The 26,531-nt window shown below is 62.4% G+C and carries 22 protein-coding genes; 10 read left to right on the top strand and 12 right to left on the bottom strand.

The window, feature by feature from the left end; all coding sequences use genetic code 11:
• Positions 1 to 29 precede the first annotated feature (29 nt).
• A complete protein-coding gene (locus tag VLU25_21010; protein ID HSR70423.1) occupies positions 30 to 2,876 on the top strand; it encodes a CHAT domain-containing protein in 2,847 nt (948 codons plus the stop codon).
• 183 nt (positions 2,877 to 3,059) lie between these two features.
• Here VLU25_21010 and VLU25_21015 read toward each other — a convergent pair whose 3' ends face one another.
• The 8 genes from VLU25_21015 to VLU25_21050 form a co-directional block, all read right to left on the bottom strand.
• Positions 3,060 to 4,388 carry an inositol-3-phosphate synthase gene (locus VLU25_21015; GenBank protein HSR70424.1) on the bottom strand — a complete coding sequence of 443 codons (1,329 nt, stop codon included), beginning with the start codon at positions 4,386 to 4,388 and terminating at the stop codon, positions 3,060 to 3,062.
• Between the two features lie 81 nt (positions 4,389 to 4,469).
• Positions 4,470 to 6,554, bottom strand: a complete 2,085-nt coding sequence (gene glyS, locus VLU25_21020; GenBank protein HSR70425.1) for a glycine--tRNA ligase subunit beta — start codon at positions 6,552 to 6,554, stop codon at positions 4,470 to 4,472.
• Positions 6,551 to 7,426, bottom strand: a complete 876-nt coding sequence (locus VLU25_21025; GenBank protein HSR70426.1) for a glycine--tRNA ligase subunit alpha — start codon at positions 7,424 to 7,426, stop codon at positions 6,551 to 6,553. Before VLU25_21025 ends, glyS begins: the two co-directional genes overlap by 4 nt.
• 6 nt (positions 7,427 to 7,432) lie before the next feature.
• Complete coding sequence (gene recO / locus VLU25_21030) at positions 7,433 to 8,074, bottom strand: DNA repair protein RecO (protein HSR70427.1); 642 nt, start codon at positions 8,072 to 8,074, stop codon at positions 7,433 to 7,435.
• Positions 8,075 to 8,105: 31 nt separating this feature from the next.
• Entirely contained in the window at positions 8,106 to 9,461 is a 1,356-nt protein-coding gene (gene mgtE / locus VLU25_21035; protein ID HSR70428.1) for a magnesium transporter, read from the bottom strand.
• A 120-nt stretch (positions 9,462 to 9,581) separates the two neighbouring features.
• Positions 9,582 to 11,060: a hypothetical protein gene (locus tag VLU25_21040; GenBank protein ID HSR70429.1), complete on the bottom strand. Its 1,479-nt coding sequence runs from the start codon at positions 11,058 to 11,060 to the stop codon at positions 9,582 to 9,584.
• 41 nt (positions 11,061 to 11,101) lie between these two features.
• Positions 11,102 to 12,538 carry a hypothetical protein gene (locus VLU25_21045; protein ID HSR70430.1) on the bottom strand — a complete coding sequence of 479 codons (1,437 nt, stop codon included), beginning with the start codon at positions 12,536 to 12,538 and terminating at the stop codon, positions 11,102 to 11,104.
• Between the two features lie 382 nt (positions 12,539 to 12,920).
• The gene (locus VLU25_21050) at positions 12,921 to 13,736 is read right to left on the bottom strand and encodes a pyruvate, water dikinase regulatory protein (protein ID HSR70431.1); all 816 of its coding nucleotides are present in this window, start codon (positions 13,734 to 13,736) and stop codon (positions 12,921 to 12,923) included.
• Between the two features lie 106 nt (positions 13,737 to 13,842).
• On the opposite strand from VLU25_21050, the gene ppsA reads away from it, so the two are divergent.
• The 3 genes from ppsA to VLU25_21065 all read left to right on the top strand — a co-directional run bounded on the left by ppsA (position 13,843) and on the right by VLU25_21065 (position 18,105).
• Positions 13,843 to 16,221, top strand: a complete 2,379-nt coding sequence (ppsA, locus tag VLU25_21055; GenBank protein HSR70432.1) for a phosphoenolpyruvate synthase — start codon at positions 13,843 to 13,845, stop codon at positions 16,219 to 16,221.
• Between the two features lie 61 nt (positions 16,222 to 16,282).
• Entirely contained in the window at positions 16,283 to 16,762 is a 480-nt protein-coding gene (rnhA, locus tag VLU25_21060) for a ribonuclease HI (protein HSR70433.1), read from the top strand.
• A gap of 38 nt (positions 16,763 to 16,800) precedes the next feature.
• On the top strand, positions 16,801 to 18,105 hold the full coding sequence (locus VLU25_21065) for a metallophosphoesterase (protein HSR70434.1): 1,305 nt from the start codon (positions 16,801 to 16,803) through the stop codon (positions 18,103 to 18,105).
• A gap of 37 nt (positions 18,106 to 18,142) precedes the next feature.
• On the opposite strand, the gene VLU25_21070 is transcribed toward VLU25_21065, so the two are convergent.
• Complete coding sequence (locus VLU25_21070) at positions 18,143 to 18,739, bottom strand: peptidylprolyl isomerase (GenBank protein ID HSR70435.1); 597 nt, start codon at positions 18,737 to 18,739, stop codon at positions 18,143 to 18,145.
• 62 nt (positions 18,740 to 18,801) lie between these two features.
• The gene (locus tag VLU25_21075) at positions 18,802 to 19,440 is read right to left on the bottom strand and encodes a peptidylprolyl isomerase (GenBank protein ID HSR70436.1); all 639 of its coding nucleotides are present in this window, start codon (positions 19,438 to 19,440) and stop codon (positions 18,802 to 18,804) included.
• Positions 19,441 to 19,814: 374 nt separating this feature from the next.
• Between VLU25_21075 and VLU25_21080 the strand changes: the two genes are divergently transcribed.
• The 3 genes from VLU25_21080 (at position 19,815) to lpxD (ending at position 22,520) form a co-directional block, all read left to right on the top strand.
• Entirely contained in the window at positions 19,815 to 20,612 is a 798-nt protein-coding gene (locus tag VLU25_21080) for a thioredoxin family protein (GenBank protein ID HSR70437.1), read from the top strand.
• Between the two features lie 162 nt (positions 20,613 to 20,774).
• A complete protein-coding gene (locus VLU25_21085; protein ID HSR70438.1) occupies positions 20,775 to 21,428 on the top strand; it encodes a hypothetical protein in 654 nt (217 codons plus the stop codon).
• A gap of 15 nt (positions 21,429 to 21,443) precedes the next feature.
• A complete protein-coding gene (gene lpxD, locus VLU25_21090; protein HSR70439.1) occupies positions 21,444 to 22,520 on the top strand; it encodes a UDP-3-O-(3-hydroxymyristoyl)glucosamine N-acyltransferase in 1,077 nt (358 codons plus the stop codon).
• Here lpxD and VLU25_21095 read toward each other — a convergent pair.
• The gene (locus tag VLU25_21095) at positions 22,517 to 22,813 is read right to left on the bottom strand and encodes a hypothetical protein (GenBank protein ID HSR70440.1); all 297 of its coding nucleotides are present in this window, start codon (positions 22,811 to 22,813) and stop codon (positions 22,517 to 22,519) included. The two genes, lpxD and VLU25_21095, sit on opposite strands and share 4 nt — an antisense overlap.
• A gap of 156 nt (positions 22,814 to 22,969) precedes the next feature.
• Between VLU25_21095 and VLU25_21100 the strand changes: the two genes are divergently transcribed.
• On the top strand, positions 22,970 to 23,533 hold the full coding sequence (locus tag VLU25_21100; GenBank protein HSR70441.1) for a hypothetical protein: 564 nt from the start codon (positions 22,970 to 22,972) through the stop codon (positions 23,531 to 23,533).
• Between the two features lie 74 nt (positions 23,534 to 23,607).
• Here VLU25_21100 and VLU25_21105 read toward each other — a convergent pair whose 3' ends face one another.
• The gene (locus VLU25_21105; protein ID HSR70442.1) at positions 23,608 to 23,802 is read right to left on the bottom strand and encodes a hypothetical protein; all 195 of its coding nucleotides are present in this window, start codon (positions 23,800 to 23,802) and stop codon (positions 23,608 to 23,610) included.
• A 272-nt stretch (positions 23,803 to 24,074) separates the two neighbouring features.
• On the opposite strand from VLU25_21105, the gene VLU25_21110 reads away from it, so the two are divergent.
• Together VLU25_21110 and VLU25_21115 are read left to right on the top strand one after the other, a co-directional pair.
• Positions 24,075 to 25,355, top strand: a complete 1,281-nt coding sequence (locus VLU25_21110) for an ABC transporter substrate-binding protein (GenBank protein HSR70443.1) — start codon at positions 24,075 to 24,077, stop codon at positions 25,353 to 25,355.
• Between the two features lie 35 nt (positions 25,356 to 25,390).
• Positions 25,391 to 26,527 carry an ABC transporter substrate-binding protein gene (locus tag VLU25_21115; protein ID HSR70444.1) on the top strand — a complete coding sequence of 379 codons (1,137 nt, stop codon included), beginning with the start codon at positions 25,391 to 25,393 and terminating at the stop codon, positions 26,525 to 26,527.
• The last annotated feature ends 4 nt before the right edge of the window (positions 26,528 to 26,531 follow it).

A 26,531-nucleotide genomic window follows, 5' to 3' on the forward strand; every position in this document is an offset into this window, starting at 1 on the left:
GTTGCTTCGAATAGTGCTAGTTTAGTCTCATGCATTCCCTGTTGATCGCCCTTTTCCTGTTCCAGTCTTCACCCAACCTGGCGCCGCAGGCCTGCCGACCCCATTCCGCTCCCGAGGCTTTTCAGGATTGTCTTGAGGGTCTGGACCAGCATCCCGATGATGAGAACGCCCGAATGTGCGTTTTCGATCTCGCCCAGAGGACCGGGCAATGGAGCCAGGGCCTGATTTTTCTGGAACGCTGCTTCGGCGCTCAAGACACTTGGGCACGATTGGTGCAAGGCCACATTTCCCTTTTCCGGAATGACGGTCGCCGCGACTATGCCAAGGCCGACGAGTATTACAACAAGGCTCTGGACCTGGCCGTTGAGGAGCAGTCGGTCATGGGAGAGGTGCGAAGTCTACTCAACCTCGCGTCTTTGAGCCAGTACAGGGGACGTCCGGTCGACCGGCTGGAATACCTCGAGAAGGCCAAGCTCAGGGCGCAGAGCGGCGATGACCCGGCGGCCACAGCCTGGACCATGATTGCGGAGGCTGACTACCTCCATGAACGCAAAATGCTTGGAGAGGCAGAGGCAATCCTGGCCGATCTCGACTCCTCCATCGAGTCCTTCCGGGATGAGGCGCTGAGAGCGAGGTACTACATCGTCAAGATTAACCTGGCCGGTGATCAGGGACGGTCTTACGAGGCTTTCGACACGGCCCGGCATTTCTATCAAGCAAGCAAAGAAGCTGTCGATTCCGGTCGCCTGAGACCCAGCGTCATGCAACGCAACATGCGGATTCTGGTCCGGGCCGGTCAGTTCTATGTTTCCACCACGCGCCGCTACTTTGAGAAGGATCCGCCGCCCAGGCTCGAAGAGAAGCTGAAGGAGCTGATTGGGATTGCGGAGGAGTCGCTGCGAGTAGCCGAGGATATCAACTACACCGGCGTGGCGGAGAACCTGCGGGTCTGGTTGGGCTATCAAAAGGGCCGTATGCCCTCTCCACAGCTACGGGCCGAGGGACGCGCCCTCCTGCGCCAGGTTTGCCGAGGCAGCGCCTTGGAAGCCAATGCCAGACAAGCCTATGCGGCGCTGGTCGAGAGCTGGTTTCGGGAGAAGCAGCCCGAGGAGGCCATGAAAGTCTATCGGGAGGCGCAACGGCGAGGCCTCATGGACGACCAGGAAGTGCGAAGCATGTGGGTCACCCACATGCTGGTGAGTATTGAGCAGGATGACTGGGACAAGGCCGAGCGTCTGTTGGACCAGATCGAGAAAGACCGCGAACGGCAGCACAGGCCCTCAAACCGTATGGGCTGGCTGGCGGCGTTGACGGACACCTATCTCGTATTGGCCGGCCACGCACTTGAGGAAGCCAAGCGGACACAGGATTTCGACCTGAAGGCGAGAGCCTTTCGCATCATCGAGAGAATGCGCTCCCAAGTGCTGCTGGAGGAACTGGACGCGGCGCAAGCGCTGGCCGAACTGCAACCGGAACTGAATGTCATCGAGGAAGACATTGCGAAAATCAACAAGCGCCTTTGGGAGACGGAGCTTACCCGCCAGCAGAGAGAAGCTCTTTTTGACGAGCAGGAGGCCCTCTATGAGAGGAAAACCGCACTGCGTTCGCAAGCCATCTTTCAGGACCGGCCCAGCGGAGAGTCTTTAGTTTCGCTGCAACAGATCCAAGGCCGCCTGCAGCCTCATCAGGCGATGCTCAGTTTTCAACTGGGCTTCCACGAAGACATGTTCGGGCACTTCGCCGGTGGGGCTTGGGTGATGGTGATTCACCGCGATTTTGTGCGGGCGTTTCCCACTCAAGACGTCTACTGGCTGCTTGACAATCTGCCCTATCTGGAAGGGCTCCTGGAGAAGCGTCAGATCGAACTCGGGACCCTGCCGGCGCTCTTTTACGATGGTTACCTGGCCGAAGCCCTGCAAGCGCTTCCCGAAGGCGTCGATGAACTGATCCTGATCCCGGACGGATCCATGAATCGGCTTCCCTTCGCTCTCTTGACTCCCGATCCAGACGCCCCGGCATTGGGGGAGCGTTTCAAGTTGACGGTGACGCCTTCCGCCACGCTTTGGAGCCGCTGGTCGGAAGCTCCCCGAAGCCGTCCCTCCTCGACCGTCTTGGCCTTGGCCGATCCGAGCCTGGCGCGGCCCGCGAGCGACAACGCGGAGGATGTACGGCATGCACCCCTGCCTTACGCCCGTCAGGAAGCCTGGGGCGTGGCTCGTTACATGGGCGAAAGCTGCCTGATCAGGTTGGGCGAAGAGGCCTCGGAGACCTTTGTCAAGTCGCCCGCACCCAGGGATTTTCAAGTCCTGCACTTCGCCGCCCATGCGGTGACCGACCCCTTGAACCCGGAACGATCGGCCATCCGTCTGGCCCCTGGCGGAAACTCACAAGACGGGAATCTGGAGGTACGCGAGATCGTCGACCTCGATCTGCAAGACAAGCTGATCGTTTTGTCGGCCTGTCAGAGCGCTTCGGGACAGGTCATCCTGGGGGAGGGAGTGCTGGGTCTGGCGCGGGCCTTCTTTCAAGCCCGGGCGAGGGTGGTGGTGGGCAGCTTGTGGCCGCTCCGCGACGACGATGCCGCCCTGCTTTTTGAAGCCTTTTACCGTTTTCTGGGGCAAGGCCGCAGCGTCGGCGCCGCTCTTCAGATGGCCCAGAAAGAAGCCATCGCTCAGGGCTTGCCGGCCCAGGCCTGGGCCGGCATCCTGGTGATGGGAGACGGAAGCTTCGTGCCCTTTCCCGAGGGCGTCGAACCGCGCTTCCATGTGAGCCGCTCCCTGCTCTCCTACATCGGCGCCGCGGTCGCCCTGATCCTCTTCGGCGGGGCCTTTCTGTTGCGCCGCAGGGCTTCGCGGCCGCCAACTCCCAAAGACTGACTCCCAGTTGGCGGAAAGTCCTTGCGAGTTTGGGAATTTGGGCCTTGAGAAGTTGTCGCTGCAGGGCCGCCACGCGTGGCGGCCCTGCACGCAAGACCTGGGGGGGTCACTGCCTCTGGACGTTGTAACGCCCCCGCTTATGGGATTCCCTCATCCGGCGAGGATTTTTTCGAGCAAACCGGACTATTGCGAATCTTCGTCATAGTAATCCAGTCCCAGGTGGGTGATCTGGTCCTCTCCCCGCAGATAGCGAAGGGTGTTCTTGAGCTTCATCAGTTGGATGAACAGGTCGTGCTCGGGATAGAGTTCCGGCAGCGTCATGGGGCTCTTGAAGTAGAAGCTGAGCCACTCTTGAATACCCGACATTCCGGCCCGCTGGGCCAGGTCGAGAAAGAGCACCAGATCGAGGACCAGGGGCGCCGCCAGAATGCTGTCGCGGCAGAGGAAGTCGATCTTGATCTGCATGGGGTATCCCAGCCACCCGAAGATGTCGAGGTTGTCCCAGCCCTCTTTGTTGTCCCGCCGGGGAGGATAGTAGTTGATGCGCACCTTGTGGTAGAAATCGCCGTAGAGGGCGGGATAGACCTGGGGCTGCAGGATATGTTCGAGCACTGAGAGCTTGCTTTCTTCCTTGGTCTTGAAGGACTCGGGATCGTCCAGCACCTCTCCGTCGCGATTGCCCAGGATGTTGGTGGAGAACCATCCCGAAAGGCCCAGCAGGCGAGCCTTGAGTCCGGGTGCCAGTATGGTCTTCATCAGGGTCTGGCCGGTTTTGAAGTCCTTGCCGCAGATGGGGACTTCGTGCTCTTGGGCCAGTTGGCTGAAGGCCGGCACGTCCACCGTCAGATTGGGGGCTCCGTTGGCGTAGGGTATGTCGAGCTTGAGGGCGGCATAGGCGTAGATCATGCTGGAGGGAATCTCGTGGTGATCCTCCTTCATGGCTTTCTCGAGCGACTCTACGGAAGCATGCACCTGGGAAGGCCGGATGAAAATTTCAGTGCTGCCGCACCACACCATGACACAGCGGCTCAAGCCGTGGCGATCCTTAAACTGCTGGATTTCCTCGATGAGCTGTTGGGCCAAGTTCCACTTGGTGGAGCCTTGCTTGACGTGCGCTCCGTCCAGCTTCTTGACGTATCGTTTGTCGAAGACCGCCTTCATGGGGACCACGGCCCGCAGTTCCTCTTCAAGTTGCCGCAAGAGGTCGTTTTCCAGCACTCCGGCCTTTTGGGACGAGGTGTAGGCGTCGTCCTCGAAAATGTCCCAGGCGCCGAAGACCAAGTCATCCAAGGCGGCCAGGGGAACGAAGTCGCGGATGGCGGGAACGCGGTTCTCGGTCCGCTTGCCCAGCCGCACGGTGCCCATCTGGGTCAGTGAGCCGATGGGTTCTCCGATCCCTTTCTTGATGGCCTCGATACCGGCGATGAAGGTGGTGCTGACGGCTCCCAGGCCGACCAGAAATACGCCCAGCTTTCCGCTGGGAGGGGCGATTTCAACTCCTTGGCTTGCCATTCTTGTCTCCTGTTCCAGGCTCGGTGACGCCTAGGGGGGCCCGAGCCAGAGGCCACTCCGGTACTTGTTCCGGGTGGCGCGTTAATCCTTGTGCACGATCTCTGAGATATCGGCGGCGCTGAGAAAGAGCCGGGAGAGCTCGCGCAACAGCGCCAGACGATTCAGCTGCAGGCGCTCTTCTTCGGCCATCACCATGACGTCGTCGAAGAAGCGGTCGACGGGACGGCGCAGGGCCGCCATGCGGCGCAGAGCAGCTTCATATTCGTGAGCTTGCAACAGTCGGCCCACCTGGGGGCGCGCATCCTGGAAGTGCCGGTAGAGTTCCTGCTCGGCTTCCTCCTCCAGCAGATCCTCCTCTACGCCAGGCAGGTCCTGGCGCGCCTTGGCCAAGATGTTGCGGATGCGCTTGAAGGCCGAGGCCAGGGCTTCAAAGTCTTCCTCGCCGCGCATGGCCGAAAGGGCCTGGGCCATGCGCAGCCGCTCGTGGGGACGCTCGACCGGAGAGGCCAATACGGCGTTGATGACGTCGTAGGCCAATCCTTCCTGCTCCAGCAGATGGCGGACGCGTTGGGCGAGAAATTCCAACACATTGCCTTTGACTTCCTCCCCAGGCTCCTGGGGATCATGCTCTTGCAGGGCCCACTCCGCCAACTGGCTCAAGGTCAAGGCAGCGGGCGTCTTCTCGCCCAGATCCATGAGGATCTTGACGATGCCCTGGGCCTGGCGCCTCAAGCCGAAAGGATCTCGCGAGCCCTTGGGGATCATGCCGATCCCGAAGCAGCCCACCAGCGTGTCCAGCTTGTCGGCCAGCGCCAGGGCCGCTCCTTCCAGCGACTCGGGGATGTCCTCCTCCAGCGAGGCGGGACGGTAGTGCTGATAGATGGCCTGGCAGACTTTCTCGTCATGTCCCTGCCGGCGGGCGTAGAGGCCGCCCATGACGCCCTGCAGCTCGGGCAGCTCGCCCACCATGTCGGTGGTCAGGTCGGTCTTGCAGAGGCGGGCCGCCGTCTGCAGGGCCGGAGCATCGAGTTGGGGCCACGCTTGGGCCAGCAGTCCGCACAGGACTTTCAGCCGGCGGGTCTTGTCTCCGTAGCTGCCCAGCTTTTCCTGGAAGGTCACTGCGTCCAGGTCGGAAACCCGCTCCTGCAGAGGCTTGGCGCTGTCGCCTTCCCAGAAGAATGCGGCGTCCTCGAGGCGGGCCCGCAAGACCTTTTCATGGCCCTTGCGGATGCGTCCGTCCTCGTCGTCAGCGGTGTTGAGCACGGTCAGGAAATGGTTGCGAAGCCCGCCTTCCCGGTCTACGACGGCGAAATACTTCTGGTGAAAGCGCATGACGGTGACCAGCACCTCGCGGGGGATCTCCAGGTATTTTTCCTCAAAGGTGCCGCGGATGACGGTGGGGTATTCGTTGAGGTAGACCACGTCTTCCATGAGGGCCTCGTCGGCCAGCGGACTCAGGCCCTCGGGGACGGCCTGTTGCAGGCCGGCCTCGATGCGTTGGCGCCTCTGCTGTGGGTCGGCCAGCACGTATCCCCTGACCAGCCGCTCCGGGTAGTCCTCGGCATTGCTCAGCACCAGCCGCTGTTGCCCCAAGAAGCGGTGGCCCCAGGTGATGCGTCCTGACTTGACGCCTTCGATCTCGAAGTCGATCTCGCGGACGCCCAGCAACGCCACCATCCAGCGGATGGGACGGATGTAGCGAAATCGGCTGGGGCGCCAGTACATGTTCTTGGGCCACTGCACGGCCCTGACGGCCTTCTCGCTGACCTGGGGGAGCAGTTCCGTCAGAGCCTTGCCCTCGATGGTGCGGGAGCAACTGACGTAATCGCCTTTGACGGTCTTCTCCACTTGCAGGTCAGCCGCCTCAACGCCCATCTTCTTGGCGAATCCATGGGCCGCTTGGGTCGGGCGGCCCTGGTCGTCGAAAGCCACCGAGGTGGGCGGGCCGGTCACCACTTCGCGGCGGTCGGGTTGGCGGTCGGGCAGACCGTCCACGCCTACCGCCAAGCGGCGGGGCGTATTGTAGCGGCGACTGGGGGAGTGAAAATCGACTTCCAGTTCCTGCAGCCCCCGTTCGATCTCGCGGGCCAGTTGGCGGGAAGCGTCTTCCACCATCCAGGCGGGAATCTCTTCCAGGCCCACTTCCAATAGAAAACGGTTGCTCATGCTTGCTCCCGACTCTCTGCTTCCTTCCCCGCGTAGCCTTCAGCCACGGCCACGGCCAGGTCGCGCACCCGCTTGATGATACCGACCCGTTCAGTCACGCTGATGGCGCCGCGGCTGTCCAGGAGGTTGAAGGTGTGAGAGCACTTGAGACAGCAGTCGTAGGCCGGAAGGACGCATCCGGCCTGCAGGCTGCGGCGGCATTCCTCTTCATAGATCTCGAAGAGTTTAAAGAGACTGGCGGTGTCGGCCACCTCGAAGCTGTACTTCGAAAACTCGTACTCTTCGCGATGGCGGACCTGACGATAGTCGTGCTGGGGAGCCCAGGGCAGGTCGTAAACGCTGTCGCAGTCGAGAATGAAGGCGGCGATGCGCTCCAGCCCGTAGGTGATCTCGGCTGAAATGGGCATCAGATCCTGCCCGCCGGCCTGCTGAAAGTAGGTGAACTGAGTGATCTCCAGGCCGTCCAGAAGCACTTGCCAGCCGATGCCCCAGGCGCCCAGGGTCGGAGATTCCCAGTTGTCCTCTTCAAAGCGCAGGTCGTGCCTCTCCAGCGGGATGTCCAGCATGCGGAGGCTTTCCAGGTACACGTCCTGCACGTCGTCGGGCGAGGGCTTGAGGATGACCTGCAGTTGGGTGTGCTTGTAGAGGCGGTTGGGATTGTCTCCGTAGCGCCCGTCGGCGGGCCGCCGCGAGGGCTGCACGTAAGCCACCTTGTAAGGGTCGGGTCCGAGGACGCGCAAGAAGGTCTCGGGATGCATGGTTCCGGCCCCTACTTCCACGTCGTAGGGCTGCTGAATCACGCAGCCGCAGTCCATCCAGAACTCCAGCAGGCGATGGATGATCTCCTGGAATGTGCGGGGTTTTTCAGACATGATGTTTCAGAGCAGTTCGTCGATAAGCTTTCTGCTTTTCAAGCGGCGCTCCAGATGATACTCGATCATCTGGAGGTTGACGGCTTCCAGATCCTTCAATTCACCCGCTTCCAACTCGGCCTCGGCAAGGCGGTTGGGCGGCAGTTTCATCAAGCCCCGGGCCTTGACGGCCAGTTGGCGGGGCATGCGGCTGTCCAGGGCGGGCAGAACGCCCTCCAGTTGCAGCAGCCAAAGCTCCAGGTAGCGGGCCAGGCGCGGCAACGGCGCCGCGGCCGCATCCTGGGAGACGGCACGGGCCAGCCGAAAGAGTTTGGGATCGGCCTGCCGCTCCTTGGCGAATTCACAAAACAACTCTACGAAGTAGCCCGAGTAAAGACTGTGCTCCAGGCTCATTCCGTAGGCCGCAAAGGGACGTATAATCTCACAGTTCCGGATTGTAGCCAAGTCGCGGTTCTCGCTGATGCTGAAGGAGAGGCGCAGCAGGGTTAGCGCTTCCAGCGAACTGCCGTAGCGGTGCCGCCGTCCCATGGCCCCGTAAGCCGCGGCTCTGAGAAGGCCGAAGCGGGGCGTCAGGAAGACGGCGATCTTGTGCGATTCGGCGAAACGGTAGGTGCGCAGGGTAAGAGCCTCGCTCTGGTGTACGCTCATGGCCGGCCAACCTTCCTCGAGTCCGCCGCCCTCAGCTCAGGAGGTACTTGGTGGAGAGGAAGAGGAAGATGAAGAATCCCACCGCGTCCGTCAAGGTGGTCAGGAGGCTGCTCGATGCGATGGCCGGATCGACCCGCAGCTTCTTGAAGGTGACGGGAATGATGGTGCCCACGATGCTGGCGAAGAACAGGGTGCCCACCATGGAGACGCCCAGCACCATTCCGAAGACGGGCTCTCCCTGCCAGAACCACCCCACCAGGCCCAGCAAAAGCCCGATGGTAAGGCCATTGAAGATGCCCAACGTCATTTCTTTCAGGAGGACGCTTCGGCTGGAGGACCAGCTCACCTCTCCCAAAGCTAGACCTCTGACCGTCACCGTCAAGGTCTGGGTGCCGGCATTGCCCCCAAGACCTGCTACGACCGGCAGGAAGACGGCCAGCAAGGGCATCTGCTGGATGCGCTCTTCGAAGAGTGCCACCACCTGAACCGCGCCCAGGATGGTGCCGAGGTTGATGGTCAGCCAGGGGATGCGGCGCTTGAAGGAATCCCAGCGCGAGGTATAAACGTGGTCGTCCTGGTTGACGCCGGCCAGATGAAGGATGTCCTCGGTGGCTTCTTCCTGAATCACGTCGATGATGTCGTCCACCGTAATGATTCCCACCAGGCGGTGCTGGGAGTCGACGACGGGAACTCCAAGCAGGTCGTAGAGGGCTACGATGCGTGCCACCTCCTCCTGGTCGGTTTCGGTGGTCACCGAAATCACGTCGGTGGTCATGATCTTTCTCAGCGGCGTGCTGGGCGGAACCATCAGCAACTGGCGCAAAGACACCACTCCCACCAGGTGGTTGCGGTCATCGACGACATAGAGGTAAAAGACCATCTCCAGGTCGGTGCCGGTCTGGATGGCGTTAATGGCCTCTGACACGGTCAGGTCTTCACGCAGGGCGAAGACGTTGGGCGTCATGATGCGCCCGGCCGTCTCGTCCTGGTGCTGGAGGAGGTGCTGGACCTCCTTGGACTCCTTGACCCCCATCAGCTCCAGCACTTCTTGGGCCTGCTCGGGCGGAAGGGCGGAGATGAACTCGGCGGCGTCGTCGGTCTGCAACTCCTGCAGGATCTCGCTGACTTCCTGACTGGTCAGGTTGGAGAGGACGCTGGAGGCCTGCTCCGGCTCCAGGTTGCTGAGCGTTTCGGCGGCCCGCTGGCGGTCTTCCCGCATGAGAATGCCGAAAAGGGCGATCTGGTCCCGCTCGGCCAGGTTCAGCATGGCCCTGGCAATGTCGGGAGGGCGCATCTTGGTCAGCATGTTGACCACGTGGCCCCGCGCGTTGCGGTGAAGCAGACGCCTCAGCGACCCAGCCATGATGCGGCTCTTTTGAATCTGCATGCGCTCCTCCGAGAAAGCCCTACACTAGCAAATTATCTTCCGCTCTCCCACAAACGCCCCCCGGGGGCCGTGGCGCACCGGCGCTCCGGCAACCCGAGGAAGAACACCATTCTCACACAGTCAGGTCAGGATGTGAGGGGCAGCGACCACCAGGACCGGCGATTCCTTGCCGCCCTTTGAGACGTTGATGATTCCTTGAGGACTGCTGCGGCTGACGGGGCCGGCGAATTGCGAGCCCCAGAAGAACAGCTCGAATCCATAGTTCTCGACGATCGGCTGGGGCTCTCCTTGAAGCTGAAAGCCGAAACGCCGGGGCATGGGAACGAAGCGCTGCACGATTCCGTTCTGACGCAGGATGCGGCCGGCCTGCCGGCGCAGCTCGCGGGGACTGCAGTTTCGGCCCACCACGACTCCCTCGCCCATGCCCAAGGCGTCGGGCTTAAGCACCAGGTCGCGTGCAGGGATGCCCCGCAGCCAGTGCCGGGGATGGCGCTGCAAGTCCCGGCTGCCCAGGGTGCGGGTGGGGGGAAAGCGCCTCTTGACGGCCCGTTTCTGAGCGCCGCTCAGACCCAGTTCGTGTTGGATGGCGGGATCGGCCAGGACGGCGGCAATGCGCTTGGTCTGCGTCAGGTAACAAGCTCCCAGCGCGTTGAGAAAGTCGCAGTGGGGGCTGCGCGAGGCGGCCAGCCAGCCGGCGATGGCGGGATTCTCGGGGTCCACGTCGAGGAATTCCAACTCGTTGTGGATAAGATCGACGCGTCGCCCCCGCACCCGCACCTCGCCCCCGCCGCGGCACTCCACTTCCTCCATGCGGCAGAGCAGAAAGTCGACGTCTTGAAAGCCGCCCCGGCGCATCATCCCTTCGAAGAGGCGCTTGAGCAGCAACACTTCGTTGCGCTGGTCGGGCTGGTCGTTGCAAATCGCGAATGCCGGCCGCTGGCCACCTCCCGCCAGCCGCCGTGCCCGTCCCGCCAGGAAGTGGAGAAAACCGTCGGGCCGATCGCTGCTGTAGCTGACCGTCTGCAAGCGCTGCAGCATCCCGTCGGCCAGAGCCGTCTTCATCCAGGCCTGGCGAACCAGCGCGCATTGCAGGAATCCGCCCGGATAATCGCTGTTGGTTTCCAAAAAACGTCCCCGGCCGCGCTTTTCGTCGTAGTGGACGTCGTAGCGCATGAACTGAATGGCGGGCAGACGCCTTCGCTCCTGCGCCACCAGGGCCCACCAGCGGCTGTAGGGCAGGAAAGCCCGGAAGAGGGACTTTTCGAGCCGCCGCCGCTGATAGTCCCTGCGGAAGACTTCGATCAACCTGAGCATGGCCGCGCGGATGAGGTCCCCGTCGCGGGTCATCGAATGTAAAGCCGGCTGGCGTATCAAGCTGGGCATGAGGGCGATCTCAACCTTGCTTGCCTGAGGATTGGCCCTCATTTGCTCACCGCAGCGGTCCAGATGCAGCAAGTCGGCCCAAATGGCTTTGCGCGAGAGCAGGGAGCGGGCCCTTCGATACTGCTCCTGGGTCCATATCCGGTGGGAAGGCCGGTCGAGAGGGACAGCGCCCACAAAACGCTGAGGACGCGCTTGGGCGCCCTTGTCACTTTTCATTTCGGGTCTCCGTGAGTGAGAGGTGCCTTGTCGAGAGCGGGCTAGAAGCACGAATCCTGGCCAGGCCATTCCGCAATGGCGGCTACGGCCCTTTCCTTCCCCCCGTGGCCCACGTTGAAGATCTGATTGCGGTGTGAGCGGCTGGCGATTCCGGCGAATTGGCCGGCAAAATAGAACAGCTCCACGCCGTAATGCTCCTGGCCGATCTTCAGCCGCCCCTGGGCGATCTCGATGGCTGGAGAGCGAGGAATGGGAATGCGTCGCTGCATGACGCCGAAATTGCGACGAGTCTCTGCGATGGCTCCTTCCCACTCCTCGGAGGTGAGTTCGTTGCCCATGAAAACCCCCTCGCCACGGGTCAGCGCGTCGGCCTTGAGCACCCATTGGCGCCGCCGCCGGCGCAGACGCGTCAATTGGCGCCGGTCGGCCGGCTGGACGATCTCGGACAGCGGCAGCAGCTCGCAGACGGCCTGTTTTTCGCGCCGGTCCAGCCCGATGATGTGCTGCAGGTCGGGACGCTGCAGCAATACCAGAACGCGTTTGGCTTCGGTCAGAAACTGGGCCGCGAAGCTGTTGAGGAAATCCGTCCGGGACAATCGGGAAGCCTCGATCCAGCCCTGGATGGCGGAGTCCTCAGGATCGATGCCCAAAGGGTCGACCTTGTTGTGGATGAGGGCGACCGGGACGCCGCGCAGGCAGGCGGTCTGGTCCACGACCTCCACCTCGCGGACGTCGCCCAAGAGGAAGCGGCCCCTGACTTTGCCGGACTCTCTCAGCCGGCGGGCCACCTGCTCCCACAAATCCATTTCGAAGGTTAGGTCGCCGCGGTGATTGAGGGCGGCGACATTCCCCCGTCCGGGCCCCGCGATGCGCTCGGCCTGACGGAAGAGGAATTCCACGAAAGCCGAGGGGCGGTCATGACGATATCGTTCCAAACGAGCCCCTTGCAGCGCACGTCGCCCCAGCGGCGAGGTCAGCCAGGCCGCGCGAAGGATGGGACAAGTCGTGGTTCCTCCGGCGCAGGCGGTGTTGGTTTCGATGAAGGTCCATTGGCCCTCGCGCTGGCGGATACCGTCAAAACGCATCAGCCCGATCTCTCCCAGCCGGGGGCGTTCGCGCTCGATCAGGCCGAACCAGCGTCGATAAGGCTGGAAAGCCTCCTGCAAGGGGCCTGGACCGCGCCGCAGCTCGTGGCGGAAAGCGGCGATCAGCTTCTCGAGTCCGCTGCGGACCAGCTTTCCCTGTGCCGCGACTCGCCTCACCTCGCGGGCGCTCACGACGGTGGGCATCAATGCCACATCGATGCGCTTTCCCTCGAAGGTCACGCCATTTTTCCGCAGTTGCCGGTGGATGTGTTGTTGCTGGGCGCGAACGGTTCGCAGCGTGGCCGCCTTCTCAAGGCGTTTGGCTGCCAGGCCCGCCCAGACTTGTGTCGTGCAGGCAGTCTTCTCCCTGCTACCGGCCAAGTCGGTCGGCATGTCTCCCCCCTTCCGAGTCTGTGTCGTTCCCCTGAAAAAAATTCAGCCTCGGCCAAGCCGCCCGTCCTCACTCTTCGGCGTCCAGCTCCACCGTGCCCTGGTAAAGTCGATTTATCAACGCAGAATCAGCATGAGATATTGGCGATGCTTAGCGGCTGAGCGGAGAGGATACCGAATCTCAGGGTAGAAATCCAGTAGAAAATTCGCGTCTTATCAGTACTGAGCAGTCCTTGTATAAGCTCATTATGCCTATCCCAAATTGCCATTAGAAGGCCAAGGGAGCTTGATGCTCGACCAAACTGCCTCTGCTGCCTCTGGATTGCCTTGGGATGTACACCGCCAGGCCCTGTTCAGCGTCTGCACGAGGTTCTAATCCGCTTTTTCAGTTGCGCTGCTGGATGCCGGCCTCCGTCATGATGGTGGCGGCGATTTCTTCAACCGAGCGGCGGGTGGTGGAGATGTGAGGGATGCCTTCACGCCGGTAGAGGGCTTCCACGTCGCGGACTTCCAACTGGCATTGGCGCCGCGAGGCGTACTGGCTGCCGGCCCGCCTTTCGCTGCGGATCTCGTGCAGGCGCTCGGGATCGATGGTGAGACCGAAGAGGCGACTCTTGTGGCGTTTCAAGGCCGGATGCAGGCGCATGCTTTCCAGGTCTTCGGGAGTAAAGGGATAGTTGGCCACCTTGACTCCGAACTGCAAGGCCAGGTAGAGGGAGGTGGGGGTCTTGCCGCACCGCGATACGCCCACCAGGATCAGATCGGACCGTCCGTAGCCCTCCGTACCCACCCCGTCGTCGTGGCTCAGGGCATAGTTGACGGCATCGATGCGCGAGAAGTAGCGCCCTTGCTCGTCGATGGTATGGGAGCGCCCCACCGAGAGCGTCGACTGGGCCTGCAATTCTTCTTCCAGCTTGCCGATGAAAGACTTGAGGAAATCGATGACGAATCCGTCGCTGTGGGCGATGATCTCGCGCACTTCGGGACGCACGATGGTGTCGAAGACGATGGGTCTCTGGCCGTCTTTGGCTCCCGCCTCGTTGATGCGGCGGACGACTTCCTCGGCTTGTTCCGGAGTCTTGATGAAGCGCAGCGCGATCCGTTCGAATTCGATGTCCTCGAACTGCGAGAGCAAGCTGCTGCCCAGCGCCTCGGCGGTGATGCCGGTGCTGTCCGAGATGAAAAAGACGGTTCGCTTCATGGCCCATCAGGATACCTTCCCCGGGCCGCCCGGCCAAACCGTGCCTGCTAGTGGCCGGTTCTGAGGCGGTGCTCTATAATTGAAGGGGATCAGGGAGCAGCCGATCATGAGTGAATACATCCTTTGGTTTCAAGAACTTGGAATGGACGACGTGCCTCGCGTAGGAGGCAAGAACGCCTCCTTGGGCGAGATGATTTCCAACCTCTCCGGGATGGGCTTGAAGGTTCCGCGGGGATTCGCCACCACGGCTTCGGCTTACCGGGAATTCCTGGCCCAGGGCGGATTGGACCAAGCCATCAGCCGGCGTCTCCGTGACCTTGACATCGAGGACGTGGACGAGCTTTCCCGGCGCGGCGCGGCCATTCGACAAATGATCCTGGAGACGCCCTTCCCCGCCCGGCTGGAAGAGGAGCTGTTCAAGGCCTACCAGGAGCTGGGCCAAGCCTGCGGGGTCGAGGACCTGGCGGTTGCCGTCCGCTCTTCGGCCACGGCCGAGGATCTTCCGGAAGCTTCTTTCGCGGGCCAGCAGGAGACTTTCCTCAACGTCAGGGATTGGAAAGCGGTCAAGCAGGCCGTCCACGAGGTTTTCGCCTCCCTCTTCAATGACCGCGCCATCGCTTACCGCGTCCATCACGGCTTCGAGCATGCCCAGGTGGCCCTTTCGGCGGGCATCCAGCGCATGGTGCGCTCTGATATCGGATCCAGCGGAGTGGCCTTTTCCATCGATACCGAATCGGGATTCGATCAGGTGGTCTTCATCACCTCCAGCTACGGGCTGGGGGAAACCGTAGTTCAGGGCCAGGTGAATCCCGACGAGTTTTATGTCTACAAGCCCTCGCTGCGCCGGGGCAAGAAGTCGATCCTGCGTCGGGGACTGGGCAGCAAGGCGGTCAAGATGGTCTACGCCCAAGACGGGAAGTCGCTGGTGCGCACGGTGGACGTGCCCCAGGAAGATCAAGGACGCTTTTCGCTCGACGACCAGGAGGTGGAGCATCTGGCCCGCCAAACGGTCCAGATCGAGGACCACTACGGACGTCCCATGGACGTGGAATGGGCCAAAGACGGCGAGGACGGCTGCATCTACATCCTTCAGGCGCGTCCCGAGACGGTTCAGAGCCGCGCCCCGGCCCAAGCCCTGGAGCGCTACCAGCTCAAGGAAAAGGGCCCTGTGCTGGCGGAAGGGCGCAGCATCGGACAGCGCATCGGAGCGGGACGGGTGCGCGTGGTGAGGGGATTGGACGAGATGTCCAAGGTGGAAGAGGGCGACGTCCTGGTGACCGACATGACCGATCCCGACTGGGAACCGGTCATGAAGCGCTCGGCCGCCATCGTCACCAACCGGGGCGGACGCACCTGCCACGCCGCCATCATCGCCCGCGAGTTGGGAGTCCCGGCGGTGGTTGGCACCGGCGACGCCACCGAGGCGCTTCCCGACGGCGCCCAGGTCACCGTCTCCTGCGCCGAAGGCGATACGGCCTTCGTCTATGAAGGATTGCTGGATTTCGAAGTGACGCGGACCAAAGTCGACGAGATGCCCGAGTTGCCCTTCAAGATCATGATGAACGTGGGCAATCCCGAACGGGCCTTCGACTTTCAGGCCACGCCCCACCGGGGGGTGGGACTGGCCCGTCTGGAATTCATCATCGCCCGCATGATCGGCGTTCACCCCAAAGCCCTGCTGGAGTACGAGAGCCTGCCCGAAGACCTGCGTCGGCAGGTGGGCCGGTGCATGGCGGGCTATGCCGGACCGGTCGAGTTCTACGTCGAACGTCTGGCTGAAGGCATCGCCACCATCGCGGCCGCCTTCGCGCCCTATCCCGTCATCGTGCGCCTCTCCGATTTCAAGTCCAACGAGTATGCCAACCTGTTGGGAGGCGACCGCTACGAGCCGGACGAAGAGAATCCCATGCTGGGATTCAGGGGCGCATCGCGCTACGTCGCCGACTCATTCCGCGACTGTTTCGAGCTGGAGTGCCGGGCCGTCAAGCAAGTCCGCGAAGAGATGGGACTGGACAACGTGGAGGTCATGATTCCCTTCGTCCGCACCGTCAAGGAGGGGAGGGAAGTCATCGACCTTCTGGCCCGCAACGGGCTGCGCCGGGGAGAGAAGGGCCTGCGCGTGATCATGATGTGCGAGTTGCCGTCCAATGCCCTCTTGGCCGAAGAGTTCCTCGACCATTTCGACGGCTTTTCCATCGGTTCCAACGATCTGACTCAGCTTACGCTGGGGCTGGACCGCGACTCCGGTCTGGTGGCCGAGATCTTCGACGAGCGCAACCCCGCCGTCCTCTCTCTGATGGACCAGGCCATCAAGGCTTGCCGCGGTCGGGGCAAGTACATCGGCATCTGCGGGCAAGGCCCGTCCGATCACCCCGATCTGGCCCGCTGGCTGATGGAGCGGGGAATCGATTCGGTTTCCCTCAATCCCGACACCGTGGTCGACACCTGGCTTTTCCTGGCCCGCCAGTCGGCTCAGGTGGAGTAGCGCAGTGGGCCTGGTTCCGATATACTGTGGGGGATAATTCGCAGCTCGTCAGGATCTGGATATGCTCCGAAACCAAGGCTCGGCCGAGGACGCCGAGGTCGTGCTATTCACCGACGGCGCCTGTTCGGGCAATCCTGGACCGGGCGGCTGGGCCTTCGTGATGCGCCATCAACCAACTGGCAAGGAGTTGGAGGCCAGCGGCGCCGAGCCGTCCACGACCAACAACCAGATGGAGCTGCAAGCAGTCATCGAGGGCCTGAAAAGGCTCAGGCGCAAGGCCCGGGTGCACGTCGTCAGCGACAGCTCCTATGTGCTTCAGGGGATCACCGAGTGGATTCACAATTGGAAGCGCAACGGGTGGCGGCGCAAGTCCGGCAGCGGATACAAGCCGGTCAAGAACGCCGACTACTGGAAGGAGCTTGATCAGGCGGTGTCGCGCCACGATGTCAGCTTCGAGCATGTCAGGGGGCACAGCGGCCATCCCGAGAATGAGCGCTGTGACGAGCTCGCTGTAGCCGCCTACAAGAAGCTCATGGAATAGCCGTCCCGCGGGACGGATTCCAGGTCAGGGAGGAAGTCGTGTCGACAAGGTTCGAGACCCTCAGGTGTGAAGCTGCTTCAACGGTCGTCCGCAAGGCCGTTTCGGCGCTGCTGTTGCTGCTCTTGCCGTTCGCCTTGTTGACGACGGCTGAGGGGCGCGGCGCCGACCGCGATGCCGGCCGCATCGTAGCCATTGGCGACGTGCACGGCAACCTCGACAATTTCCTCGCCATTCTGCGCCACACCGGAATCGTCGATGAGCAAGGCAATTGGGCCGCGGGAAGGGACGTCTTCGTGCAGACGGGAGACCTCATCGACCGCGGTCCCGACGACAAGGCCGTCCTTGATCTGATCATCAATCTGGAAAGGCAGGCCCAGCGGGCGGGAGGGCAGGTCGTTTCGCTGCTGGGCAATCACGAAGGCATGAACGTGCTGGGTGATCTGCGCTATGTCCATCCCGAGGCCTACGCCGCTTTCGCCGACGCCGACTCGCTCCAGCGCCAGGCGGACTATCTGGAGGAGTTCATCAAGTTCCGCAAGGAACGGGCTAAGAAGCTGGGAAAGCCCGAGCCCGTCTTCGATGCCGCCCGCAAGGCCCTGTGGAGGGCCAAGCATCCGGCCGGCTTCGTGGAGCATCGCGAGGCGTTCGGCCCCAAGGGACGCTACGGCAAGTGGCTTCGCGAGCGGCCGGCTTTGGCTCTGGTGGGCGATGTGGTTTTTCTGCACGGAGGGGTGTCGCCGCAATTGGCCCAGCTCTCCCTCAAGGAGATCAACAAACGCGTCCGCAACGAGTTGAAAGCCTATGACTCCTACCGCAGGACTCTGGTGGGGCAGGGAATCATTCTCGAGTACTACACGGTCCAGGAGATGATCGACGCCGTGCGCGACGAGTTCGAATTCCAGAAGCAGAGGGATCCCAGCCAGATCATGTCGCGGGCTTTCAATCCTAATCAGGCCATGGCGCGGCACCGCCACTACCTGGACTTGCTGCGGGGAGTACTGGGCTACGGCTCCTGGTTCGTCAACTCTCCCATCGGACCCCTCTGGTTCCGCGGCTATGCCAAGTGGGAGGAGACGGAGGGCGTCCAGTTGCTTCCCGAGATCGCCGACCGCTTCAAGGCCAGGGCCTTCGTCGTCGGGCACACTCCACAGTTGAAGAAGGGGATTCGCAGCCGCTTCCAGGGCAGAGTCATGCTCATCGACACCGGCCTCAACAGTGACTACTACAAGGGCGGGACTCCTGCGGCGCTGCAAATCGCCGGCGACGAATTCATCGCCATCTACGCCGACGGACGGCGCCTCAACCTTTCCCCCCAGGTTTCGTCCTCCTCCCAGGGCCGATAGGGCGGACTAGACCAGCGATTTCGAGGCAATTGATGGTCTAGTCGGAGTCTTCGTCGACGATCTCCACCTTCTTGATGTAGTCAAGCTTGGGGAAGTCTTTCTTGAGGTACGGGTTGCCCCGCGACTGAATCCGCATCTGGTCGGGGCCGGCGCCGTGAGGGGCGCCTTCGCCGTAGCCCTTGTAGATCGAGTCCACCACCCGCATGCCCTCGCTCACCTCGCCGAAGGGCGCGAATCCCTGCCCGTCAAGGCCCGAATTGTCGCCGAAGTTGATGAAGAGCTGAGTGGTGCGGGAATTGGGACCGGAGGTGGCGAAGCTGATGCGTCCCCGCGTATTGGACTTCTTGACAGGGTCGTCCTTGATGCGGGCGTCCCTCCAGGCGGATGAAACCGAAGGGTCTCCATGGATGCCGAACTGGGCCATGAATCCGCTGATGACACGGAAAAGGGCGATATCCTCAAAGAATCCGATTTTGATCAAATTATAGAAACGGTCGGCTCCCCGGGGAGCCCATTGCCGATGGACGTCGATCTTGAAATCGCCCTGGGTGGTCTCGACACGGGCCGTGAAGCGCTGAGGCGCCTCCTGGTCGGCCTGGGAAGGGTTCCGAAGTGCTGGGTTGCTATTGCTCATCCACCGTTTCTACCCGAAACGGTCCTCGGCTGTCCACCGGGCGGGCCCGCCGCTCCACCGGCTCACTGTTCCACGATCTCCGCGCTCTTGATGTAATCGAGTTCGGGAAAGTTGCTTTTCAGATAGCTGTTGCCTTGCTGATGAATCTGGCCTTGGTTCGGCTGTTGCCCATAGCCTGTATAGAGCGACTCCACCACGTCCATTCCAGAAACCACTTTTCCGATGGGCGCGAAGCCCTGTCTGTCCAGTGAAGCGCGATTGTCCCCGAAATTGATGAAGAGTTGAACGGTACGGCTGTTGGGGCCGGCTGTGGCGAAGGTCAGGTAGCCGGGCAGATTGGGTTGCGTGACGGGATCGTCCTCGAGGCGGGCGCTGCGCCAGGCCCGGTTGACGGCGGGATCTCCGTGGAGGCCGAATTGGGTGATGAAGCCCGGGACCATGCGGAAGAAGGCGATGTCTTCGAAGTAGCCGATCTTGACCATGTTGTAGAGGCGGTCGACCCCCTTGGGGGCCCAGTCGCGGTGGGCCTCCACAAGGAATTCGCCCTTGGTGGTGGTGAAGCGCACCAGAAAGCTGGCGGGCGCGGTTTCGTTTGCCAGGGCAGGATTGAGCATGGCCGGATGGGACCCTTCGGCTTCATTCCCTTCTTGAGCCGATTGGGGAGCGGACTCCTGAGCCGGCTCTTCTGATTCCCCCTCCATGTCTGCATCGTGCCGATCTGAGGACCCGTCGGAACCTGTCGAGCTGTCTGCGGAGGCGGTTTCGGCCGCCCCTTCAGCAGGTTCCTCGGCAGAGGAAACACCGCCGCAAGCCGCGGCCGGCAGAAGCAGGGAAATGAGCAGTACGAACAAGCGGATATACGGTGCTTTCATGGTCGCAAAACTCCAGTGTCAATATGGATCAAGGTGAGGGCCAAGGATAGCATATGAGCTCAATTCGAGGGTCTGTCGGGGGGGGGAGAGGTGCCGTCTGCGGGGCGACGGGCTATAATGAATTTCTTATTGCAACGACGTGTCGATTTGACGACTCTCAAAGTAGCAGCGACAAGGAGATGACTATGGGCTCGGTTCCAGTGATGAGAACGGTTTTGCTACTGGCTGGACTCGTGGGGATGGCGGTCGTGCCGGTCAGCGGCCGGGCGGCGGCCGACTACGACAACTTCTCGCGCATCGGAAAATTCGAGGTGGCGGTGGACGGTCGGGTCGACGCGCAAGCGCGCCTTTACCATTCCGTGTCGCCGCCGGCCTTCCTGATCCTCACCCAAGCCTTCGAGGATGCTGTGGTGCTGTTGCCGGGGAAGTCGCAAGTGGCGGCCGTTTCCGCTGAGAAAGTGGAGGCCCGTGAAGACAGCGCAGCCATTGCCTCGGGCGTCAGCCTGCGCAACATGGGCGAGTTTCGCGTGGCTGCCGATCAGACCGTCAGCCTGCAGTTCGACGGACATAGTTTGGAGCTTCGCCCCAAGCCCTATCTGCTGGGTCTGCAAACGGCCCAGGATCTCAAGACCTACGATCCCCTTTATCGCCGCCGCGCTGAGGAATACCAGCCCGATCCCAATGTGATGCGTCTGCTGCAGACCTTCGAAGGCAAAGCGCAGGTGCGTGTTTATTTCGGCTCCTGGTGCCCCTTCTGCCAGGAAAATGTGCCCAAGCTGATGAAGTTGCAGGAACTGCTCGGCGACACCGGCATCACCTTCGATTATTGGGGCCTCCCGCGCGACTTCAACAATGATCCCACGGCGACGGATGCGGGCATTAAACAGGTTCCCACCTTCGTCGTGACTGTGGAAGGAGAGGAGAAGGGCCGCATCGTGGGCCGCGACACTCAGCAGCCCGAAGCCAACCTGCAGCGCCTCCTCTCCCGCCCGGGCCGCTGAGGCCGGCGGCATCAACTGATCGCCTGGGAGGGAAAAACGACTTTTTTTAGACCGGCTTCTTTCTGAAAAACGTCGTTTTTCCCTCCCAGGCGATTTCAGTGCCGTAAGATGACAGGCATGGAAAACGCACCGACGACGCATGCGAGGTCCGCTAGGCCCTGGATGGGGTTGGCCCTTTTCGGCCTGCTGGGAGGCTTTCTCAGCCAAAGCCTGTGGCAAGGCATTTCAGTGGCCTGGGCGGCCCAGGACCCCGGCCCCGCGCCTGTTCTCGAAGTGCGGGAAATCCGCCTGCTGGACCAGGAGGGAGTGCTGTGGGGACGTCTGGGCCAGAGTCCGCGGGCGGACGGTCAACGCGGATTGATCCTCTACGATGAGCAGGGACGCGAGCGGGGACGCTTGGCCTTGGCTTCCAGCGGCCACGGCGGCCTGGTGCTGTCTTCGCCGGGAAGTGCCTACCGCCTGGGTTTGACCCTCTCCCGCACCGCCATTCCAGCCCTCTCCCTGACCGACCGCGAGGGACGCATCCGCAGCCTTCTGCTGGTCGACGAACGAGGACCGCAGGTGGACCTGTACTCGGAGACATCGGACATTGTCCTGGGCCTGGAGGCCGCCGCCGACGGCCCCCGCGTGCGCTTGCGCGAGGCGGGCAGCCAGGATTGGGTGGCCGCCGTCCTCAGCCCTTCCTCGCTGGGCTTCCGCGCTCAGAGCCGCGGCAGCGGAGTTACGCTGGGATTGGACCAGGAGAAGAGTCCCCGCCTGGTGCTGGTCGAAGAGGGCAAGCCGGTGGCTTCGCTTCCCCCGTCGCCCCAGGAGTGAGTTAGAATCGGCCCCATGCATACCCTGGGAGAGTTGGCTGAGCACGTGGGGGGACGCGCCTGGGGCCAGAGCAGTCTGGAGATCGAGGGCGTGCGTCCTTTTCAGGAGGCCGGCCCGGGCGAAATCACCTTGGCGGGCCATCCCCGCTACCTGCGCCGGCTCTCCCGCTGCCGGGCTTCGGCGGCCATAGTGCCCCTGCAGGTGGTGGCGGAAAAGGAGGCTTCCGCCGCCGGCTGGAGCGGACCGTCGCTTTTGGGCGCCGACCATCCCAAGCTGGCCTTCGCCCAGGTCGTCTCGCTCTTTCACCGGCGCTCCTTTCAAGGCGCTGGGCTGCCCGTCTCGGCTCACTTCGGCGAGGACTGTCAGATCGAGGAACCCGTCTCCATCCATCCCGCCGCCGTTCTGGGCGACCGTGTCGTGGTAGGCAAGCAGACCAGCATCGGGGCCAACGCAGTGGCGGGAGAAGACGTGCGCATCGGACGCGGCTGCACCTTGCATCCCAACGTGGTTCTTTATCCGGGCGTACGCCTGGGCGACGGCGTGGTGATTCACTCCGGGACGGTGATCGGAGCGGATGGATTCGGCTACGTCTTCGACGGCAGCAAGCAATTCAAGCTGGAGCAGACGGGGACGGTCGTCATCGAGGACGAGGTGGAGATCGGAGCCAACTGCTGCGTCGACCGCGCCACCTTCGGGTCCACTCTCATCGAGCGGGGCGTGAAGATCGACAACCTGGTCCACGTGGGCCACAACTGCCGCATCGGCGAGAACACGGTGATCGTCGGCTGCGTAGGCATTTCGGGAAGCGTCAGCATCGGCAAGAATTGCGTTCTCGCGGGACAGACGGGAGTTGTCGACCACGTCACCATCGGGGACGGCGTCAGCGTCCTGACCCGGGCCGCGGTGACCAAGGACATTCCCTCCGGCAGCGTCGTTTCAGGGCACCCGGCGCGCGATCACCGTCAGGAACTCAAGTCGCAGGCGCTGCTGCGCCGCTTGCCCCAATTGCAGCAGGAACTGAGGCGGCTGCGCCGGCGCGTCCGCGAACTGGAAGTGCGCAGCGGCCGGGAAGGAGCTGCTGATGCGGATTAGGGGTCCGGTTCGCCGGCCTGCTGCGAGGAGCGGAAGCGGCTCGAGGCCTGTCTGACGGCTTGGCGCAGTTCGCCCCAGGCCTTTTCCAAGCCTGGACGCAGATCTCTCCAAGCCTCCTCGCTTTCCCGTCCCAACTCATCCAGCTTGACCCGCGCTGTCTTGAGGCGGTCGGGCAGTTGTTGGCATTCGCGTCGGGCGCTGGCCTCGGCCTGGGACAGAAGCTCGTCGATGCGTCGTCCCAAAGAGTTGATCCGCTCTTCCATACGCTTTTGATATTGCTGGCGGTCGTCCATGCATTCATTGTACGGAAAGGCCGGGCGCGGAGTTCACCGCTGCTTGGCCCGGCCCTTGGCGAACTGCTAAGATCGCTGCTCGGCCGACCGCCGAGCCCTCTTGGCGGGCGCCTTCCTGGAGACGGGGGCGAGGAGACTGGAAAGGAGACACGGAGCATGGAACCCAATGCCTCTCAGCCCGGCATGGCCTGGCTGATTTTCGCCTTGATGACGGTTTTTTCCTGGGGATTCTACGGCATCTTGCTGCACGCCGGGCAGGTGCAGATGGCCGATCCCGTCAATGGACGCTACAAGGCCTTCCTATTTGTCGGCATCGCCTATTTCATCACCGCCGTGCTGGCTCCTCTGGCCGTGCTTCTCATCAACGGAGCCGACTGGAATCTCCCGGGAAAGGGCATGTGGTTCTCTTTGTTGGCGGGGATCGTGGGCGCTATCGGGGCCTTCTGTGTCTTGCTGGCCTTCGGCGCCAAGGGGACTCCGGCCGTCGTCATGTCGATCGTTTTCGCCGGAGCGCCCATCGTCAACGCCGTGACGGCGCTGATCCTGCATCCTCCCCAGGGCGGTTTCGGCGCTCTGCGCTGGCCCTTCCTTCTGGGGATCATCCTGGCCGCCCTGGGCGGGTGTCTGGTCACGCTCTACAAGCCCAATCCCGCCCCTCCTCCAGCGGTTGAAGCGGCCGGGCAACAATCGTCAGCGGACGAACCCGGACCTTCCCGGTGAGGGCCTCGTAGCGTCGCTTGGGAATGACAAAAGGTTGGCTCACGCAAGGCTGCGCGACTGGCGGGCGTGGGGATTCAGTAGAAGCGGACCTTGGTCTCCGAACTGGTGCCGGTCCCGGAAGGAGTCCAGTTGGGCAGAGGCGGTTCATGGTAGGTCGGCCGAGGTTCCGGCCCCAGCCAGCCTCTGATCAGCCGCGTCAGCAGAAAGAGCGAGAGCAAGCCGTAAAAACCCACAATGCTAAGCAAGATGTAAGTCGTGATCCAGGCCATGGGACGTTCTCCTCAAGAAGGCGTGCTTGGAAGCATTATCGGTCCATTACTTCCTTCCCTATGTGAGTCAACGCACCAAATGACTCTCTCCCCTCATTCTTTCTGGTAGGGGTGGTCCGAGCGCCGCCAAAAGAGGCGCAAAGCCTCACCAGAACAGTCTTGTTTCCCTTGCACCCACAAACGTCATGGTCTAGTCTGAGGTGAGTTCTTTCAGGACACAGGCTGGAAGAGGATTGCCGGGGGCAATCCGGTCATCCTTGAAGGGAGGACACATGGCACAAAGGACACTGGCAGTTGTTCTGGCTCTCCTCTGCGTGCTCGGTTGGGGCTGCTCCTCGGGTCCGGTCACTTTGACCGTCGCCGGCGGAGCTTCCGGGCAGGAGCTGGAGCTGACGGTCGATGGAGCCAGGCGCTTCGAAAACCTGCATCCCAACATCACCGTAGTGGTGCGGCCCACGCCCGCCAACAGCAGCGAAAGGCTGACATTCTATCAGAAGATCTTCGACCAGCGGTCCTCTGATGTCGACATCTTGCAGGTGGACGTGATCTGGCCGGCCATCGTCGCCGAGCATGCAGTGAACATGCGGGACTACATGCGAAGTTCCGATCTGGAGATGCATTTCCCCAAGATTCTCGAGTCCTACGAGGTGGACGGGAAACTGGTTGCGGTGCCCTGGTTCACCGACCTGCCGGTGCTTTATTACCGCACCGACCTGCTCAAGAAGTACGGATTCGAGGGGCCGCCCAAGACCTGGGGCGAACTCTACGACATGGCCAGCGCCATTCAGGCCGGCGAGCGAGCGGCCGGCCGGCCGGATTTCTGGGGCTATGTGTGGCAAGGGGGGGCTTACGAGGGCCTGACCTGCAATGCCCTGGAGTGGCAGTACTCTCACGGCGGGGGCGGAATCCTCGACGAGGAGGGCAATCCGTCGGTCAGCAACGAAGAGACGGCCGTAGCCTTTCAGAGGGCTTCTTCCTGGATCGCTGACATTTCTCCCCAAGAAACCGTTTCCTTTGTGGAAGACGACTCGCGAGCCATCTGGCAGCGCGGCAATGCTGCTTTCATGCGCAATTGGACCAATGCCTACGCCCTCAGCAAGCAGGACGGTTACCTGGCCGACAAGTTCAACGTCACCGAACTGCCCAGCGGAGGCTACGCCTCAGCCATGACTCTAGGCGGCTGGGGACTGATGATCTCGCGCTACTCCGATCATCCCAGCCAGGCGGCCGAGCTGGTCCGTTTCCTGGTCCGCGACCGTGAGCAGCGCATGCGCGCCATCGGCGGCACCTTCGCACCCACCATGCCCGACCTCTATAAAGATCCGGCCGTGCTCGACGCAATGCCTTTCTTCCTCAAGATCGAGGATTACCTCAACAAGGCCGTCTTGCGCCCCGCTTTGCAAGCGGGAGACCGCTATGACGAAGTCTCCCAAGCCTACTGGCAAGCGGCGCACGATATCCTCAACGGGGCCGACGCCCGCACCAGGCTGCGGCGCGCCGAGGAAGAGATTCGGACCGCCATGGGCAGCGGCAGCGAGGGTTCGGGAGATTGATGAACCGAGACGAGGATATGCCGAGGTACTGAGAAATGACGAAAAGCAAGATCGCCGTCCTGATCTTTTTGACCTTGTCGCTGGCCTTACTCTCCTGCGGGGACGGGGCCTCGCCCTTGGAGTCGGCCAGAACGGAGCGTACCGCTGTAATCGCCGCCGTCCCTCTGGCCGGACCTTTCATCTACCAGCAGGAAGCCCAACCCGCCGGACCTGACTACGAGTTGGCCAAGCGCATCGTCGAGGCGGTGGGGTCGAATGTCAGAATGGTCGTGGGTTCGCGCACCTTTGCAGGCCTGGTTCCCTCGGTGGCCAACAGGGAAGTGCTTTGCGCCGTCAGCGCCTTGGGCATCACCGAGTTGCGCAAACAGCAGATCGCCTTTTCCCAGCCCTATTACACCGCCGAACTGAGTTTCATCGCCAATCCCACCCATCGCCCCATGGACTCGCCCTCCGCCTCCGACGTCGCGGGCATGAAGATCGGCGTCCGCAAGGGATCGGCCGTTGAAGAGTTCATCCTAGAGAACTACGCCGAGAGCGTGGCGGTGGCCTTCCCGAGTCTCGATGACGCCGTGCTGGCCCTGCGCCGGAAAGAAGTCGACCTGGCCATCGACGACCGCCGCATGGCGGCTTTCTCGCTGGCCACCGTCACCGGAGCCGGGCATCTGGAACTGCTGCCCGATGTGGTGGGAACCTATCCCGTGGGGGTAGGATTTGCCAAGGACGCTCCCGACCTGGAGGAGTTGATCAACAACGTGGTTTCCGAAGTCAACGATCAAGGACTTTACGAGCAGTGGCTGGAGGAAAGCCTGGGAGACTCCCTGAATCAGGTCGCCCAGCGCTACCGGGAGCGCAAACAGCGCGAGCAGGCGGCCCGCGAGCCGCGCACCATCACCGTCCGGGTATCGAAAGACGCCGACTACCGCTTCGACATTTACCGCATGGCCAACCTGCGCTTCACCATGCGGGGAGGCGGGCAGACCTACAGGTCGTCCCGCATCGATTTCCGCGGACCGGTGGGCTACGCCAGCTTGCAGGCGCCTCCCGGCTCCTACAACCTGAGCCTGAGCGAATTCGGGTTCAATGCCGGGCTGGAAATCGTGCCCACCCATCCCAAGAGCGTGACGGTCAACATCCGGCTCAAGGAAAGCGGCGTCACCTTGCAGGTCAATTGAGGCA

This window comes from Acidobacteriota bacterium (assembly GCA_035471785.1).
Classification (GTDB): Bacteria; Acidobacteriota; UBA6911; order RPQK01; family DATIPO01; genus JANQFM01.

What these genes read in the sequence shown, in the direction of transcription:
- VLU25_21045 (HSR70430.1), bottom strand. Translation starts at nt 12,538, where the DNA reads ATGCCGACCGACTTGGCCGGTAGCAGGGAGAAGACTGCCTGCACGACA.
- VLU25_21085 (HSR70438.1), top strand. Translation starts at nt 20,775, where the DNA reads ATGGGGTTGGCCCTTTTCGGCCTGCTGGGAGGCTTTCTCAGCCAAAGC.
- VLU25_21015 (HSR70424.1), bottom strand. Translation starts at nt 4,388, where the DNA reads ATGGCAAGCCAAGGAGTTGAAATCGCCCCTCCCAGCGGAAAGCTGGGC.
- VLU25_21075 (HSR70436.1), bottom strand. Translation starts at nt 19,440, where the DNA reads ATGGAGGGGGAATCAGAAGAGCCGGCTCAGGAGTCCGCTCCCCAATCG.
- VLU25_21115 (HSR70444.1), top strand. Translation starts at nt 25,391, where the DNA reads ATGACGAAAAGCAAGATCGCCGTCCTGATCTTTTTGACCTTGTCGCTG.
- VLU25_21105 (HSR70442.1), bottom strand. Translation starts at nt 23,802, where the DNA reads ATGGCCTGGATCACGACTTACATCTTGCTTAGCATTGTGGGTTTTTAC.
- VLU25_21095 (HSR70440.1), bottom strand. Translation starts at nt 22,813, where the DNA reads ATGGACGACCGCCAGCAATATCAAAAGCGTATGGAAGAGCGGATCAAC.
- lpxD (HSR70439.1), top strand. Translation starts at nt 21,444, where the DNA reads ATGCATACCCTGGGAGAGTTGGCTGAGCACGTGGGGGGACGCGCCTGG.
- VLU25_21040 (HSR70429.1), bottom strand. Translation starts at nt 11,060, where the DNA reads ATGAAAAGTGACAAGGGCGCCCAAGCGCGTCCTCAGCGTTTTGTGGGC.
- glyS (HSR70425.1), bottom strand. Translation starts at nt 6,554, where the DNA reads ATGAGCAACCGTTTTCTATTGGAAGTGGGCCTGGAAGAGATTCCCGCC.
- rnhA (HSR70433.1), top strand. Translation starts at nt 16,283, where the DNA reads ATGCTCCGAAACCAAGGCTCGGCCGAGGACGCCGAGGTCGTGCTATTC.
- recO (HSR70427.1), bottom strand. Translation starts at nt 8,074, where the DNA reads ATGAGCGTACACCAGAGCGAGGCTCTTACCCTGCGCACCTACCGTTTC.
- VLU25_21025 (HSR70426.1), bottom strand. Translation starts at nt 7,426, where the DNA reads ATGTCTGAAAAACCCCGCACATTCCAGGAGATCATCCATCGCCTGCTG.
- mgtE (HSR70428.1), bottom strand. Translation starts at nt 9,461, where the DNA reads ATGCAGATTCAAAAGAGCCGCATCATGGCTGGGTCGCTGAGGCGTCTG.
- VLU25_21010 (HSR70423.1), top strand. Translation starts at nt 30, where the DNA reads ATGCATTCCCTGTTGATCGCCCTTTTCCTGTTCCAGTCTTCACCCAAC.
- VLU25_21050 (HSR70431.1), bottom strand. Translation starts at nt 13,736, where the DNA reads ATGAAGCGAACCGTCTTTTTCATCTCGGACAGCACCGGCATCACCGCC.
- VLU25_21100 (HSR70441.1), top strand. Translation starts at nt 22,970, where the DNA reads ATGGAACCCAATGCCTCTCAGCCCGGCATGGCCTGGCTGATTTTCGCC.
- VLU25_21080 (HSR70437.1), top strand. Translation starts at nt 19,815, where the DNA reads ATGAGAACGGTTTTGCTACTGGCTGGACTCGTGGGGATGGCGGTCGTG.
- VLU25_21110 (HSR70443.1), top strand. Translation starts at nt 24,075, where the DNA reads ATGGCACAAAGGACACTGGCAGTTGTTCTGGCTCTCCTCTGCGTGCTC.
- ppsA (HSR70432.1), top strand. Translation starts at nt 13,843, where the DNA reads ATGAGTGAATACATCCTTTGGTTTCAAGAACTTGGAATGGACGACGTG.
- VLU25_21070 (HSR70435.1), bottom strand. Translation starts at nt 18,739, where the DNA reads ATGAGCAATAGCAACCCAGCACTTCGGAACCCTTCCCAGGCCGACCAG.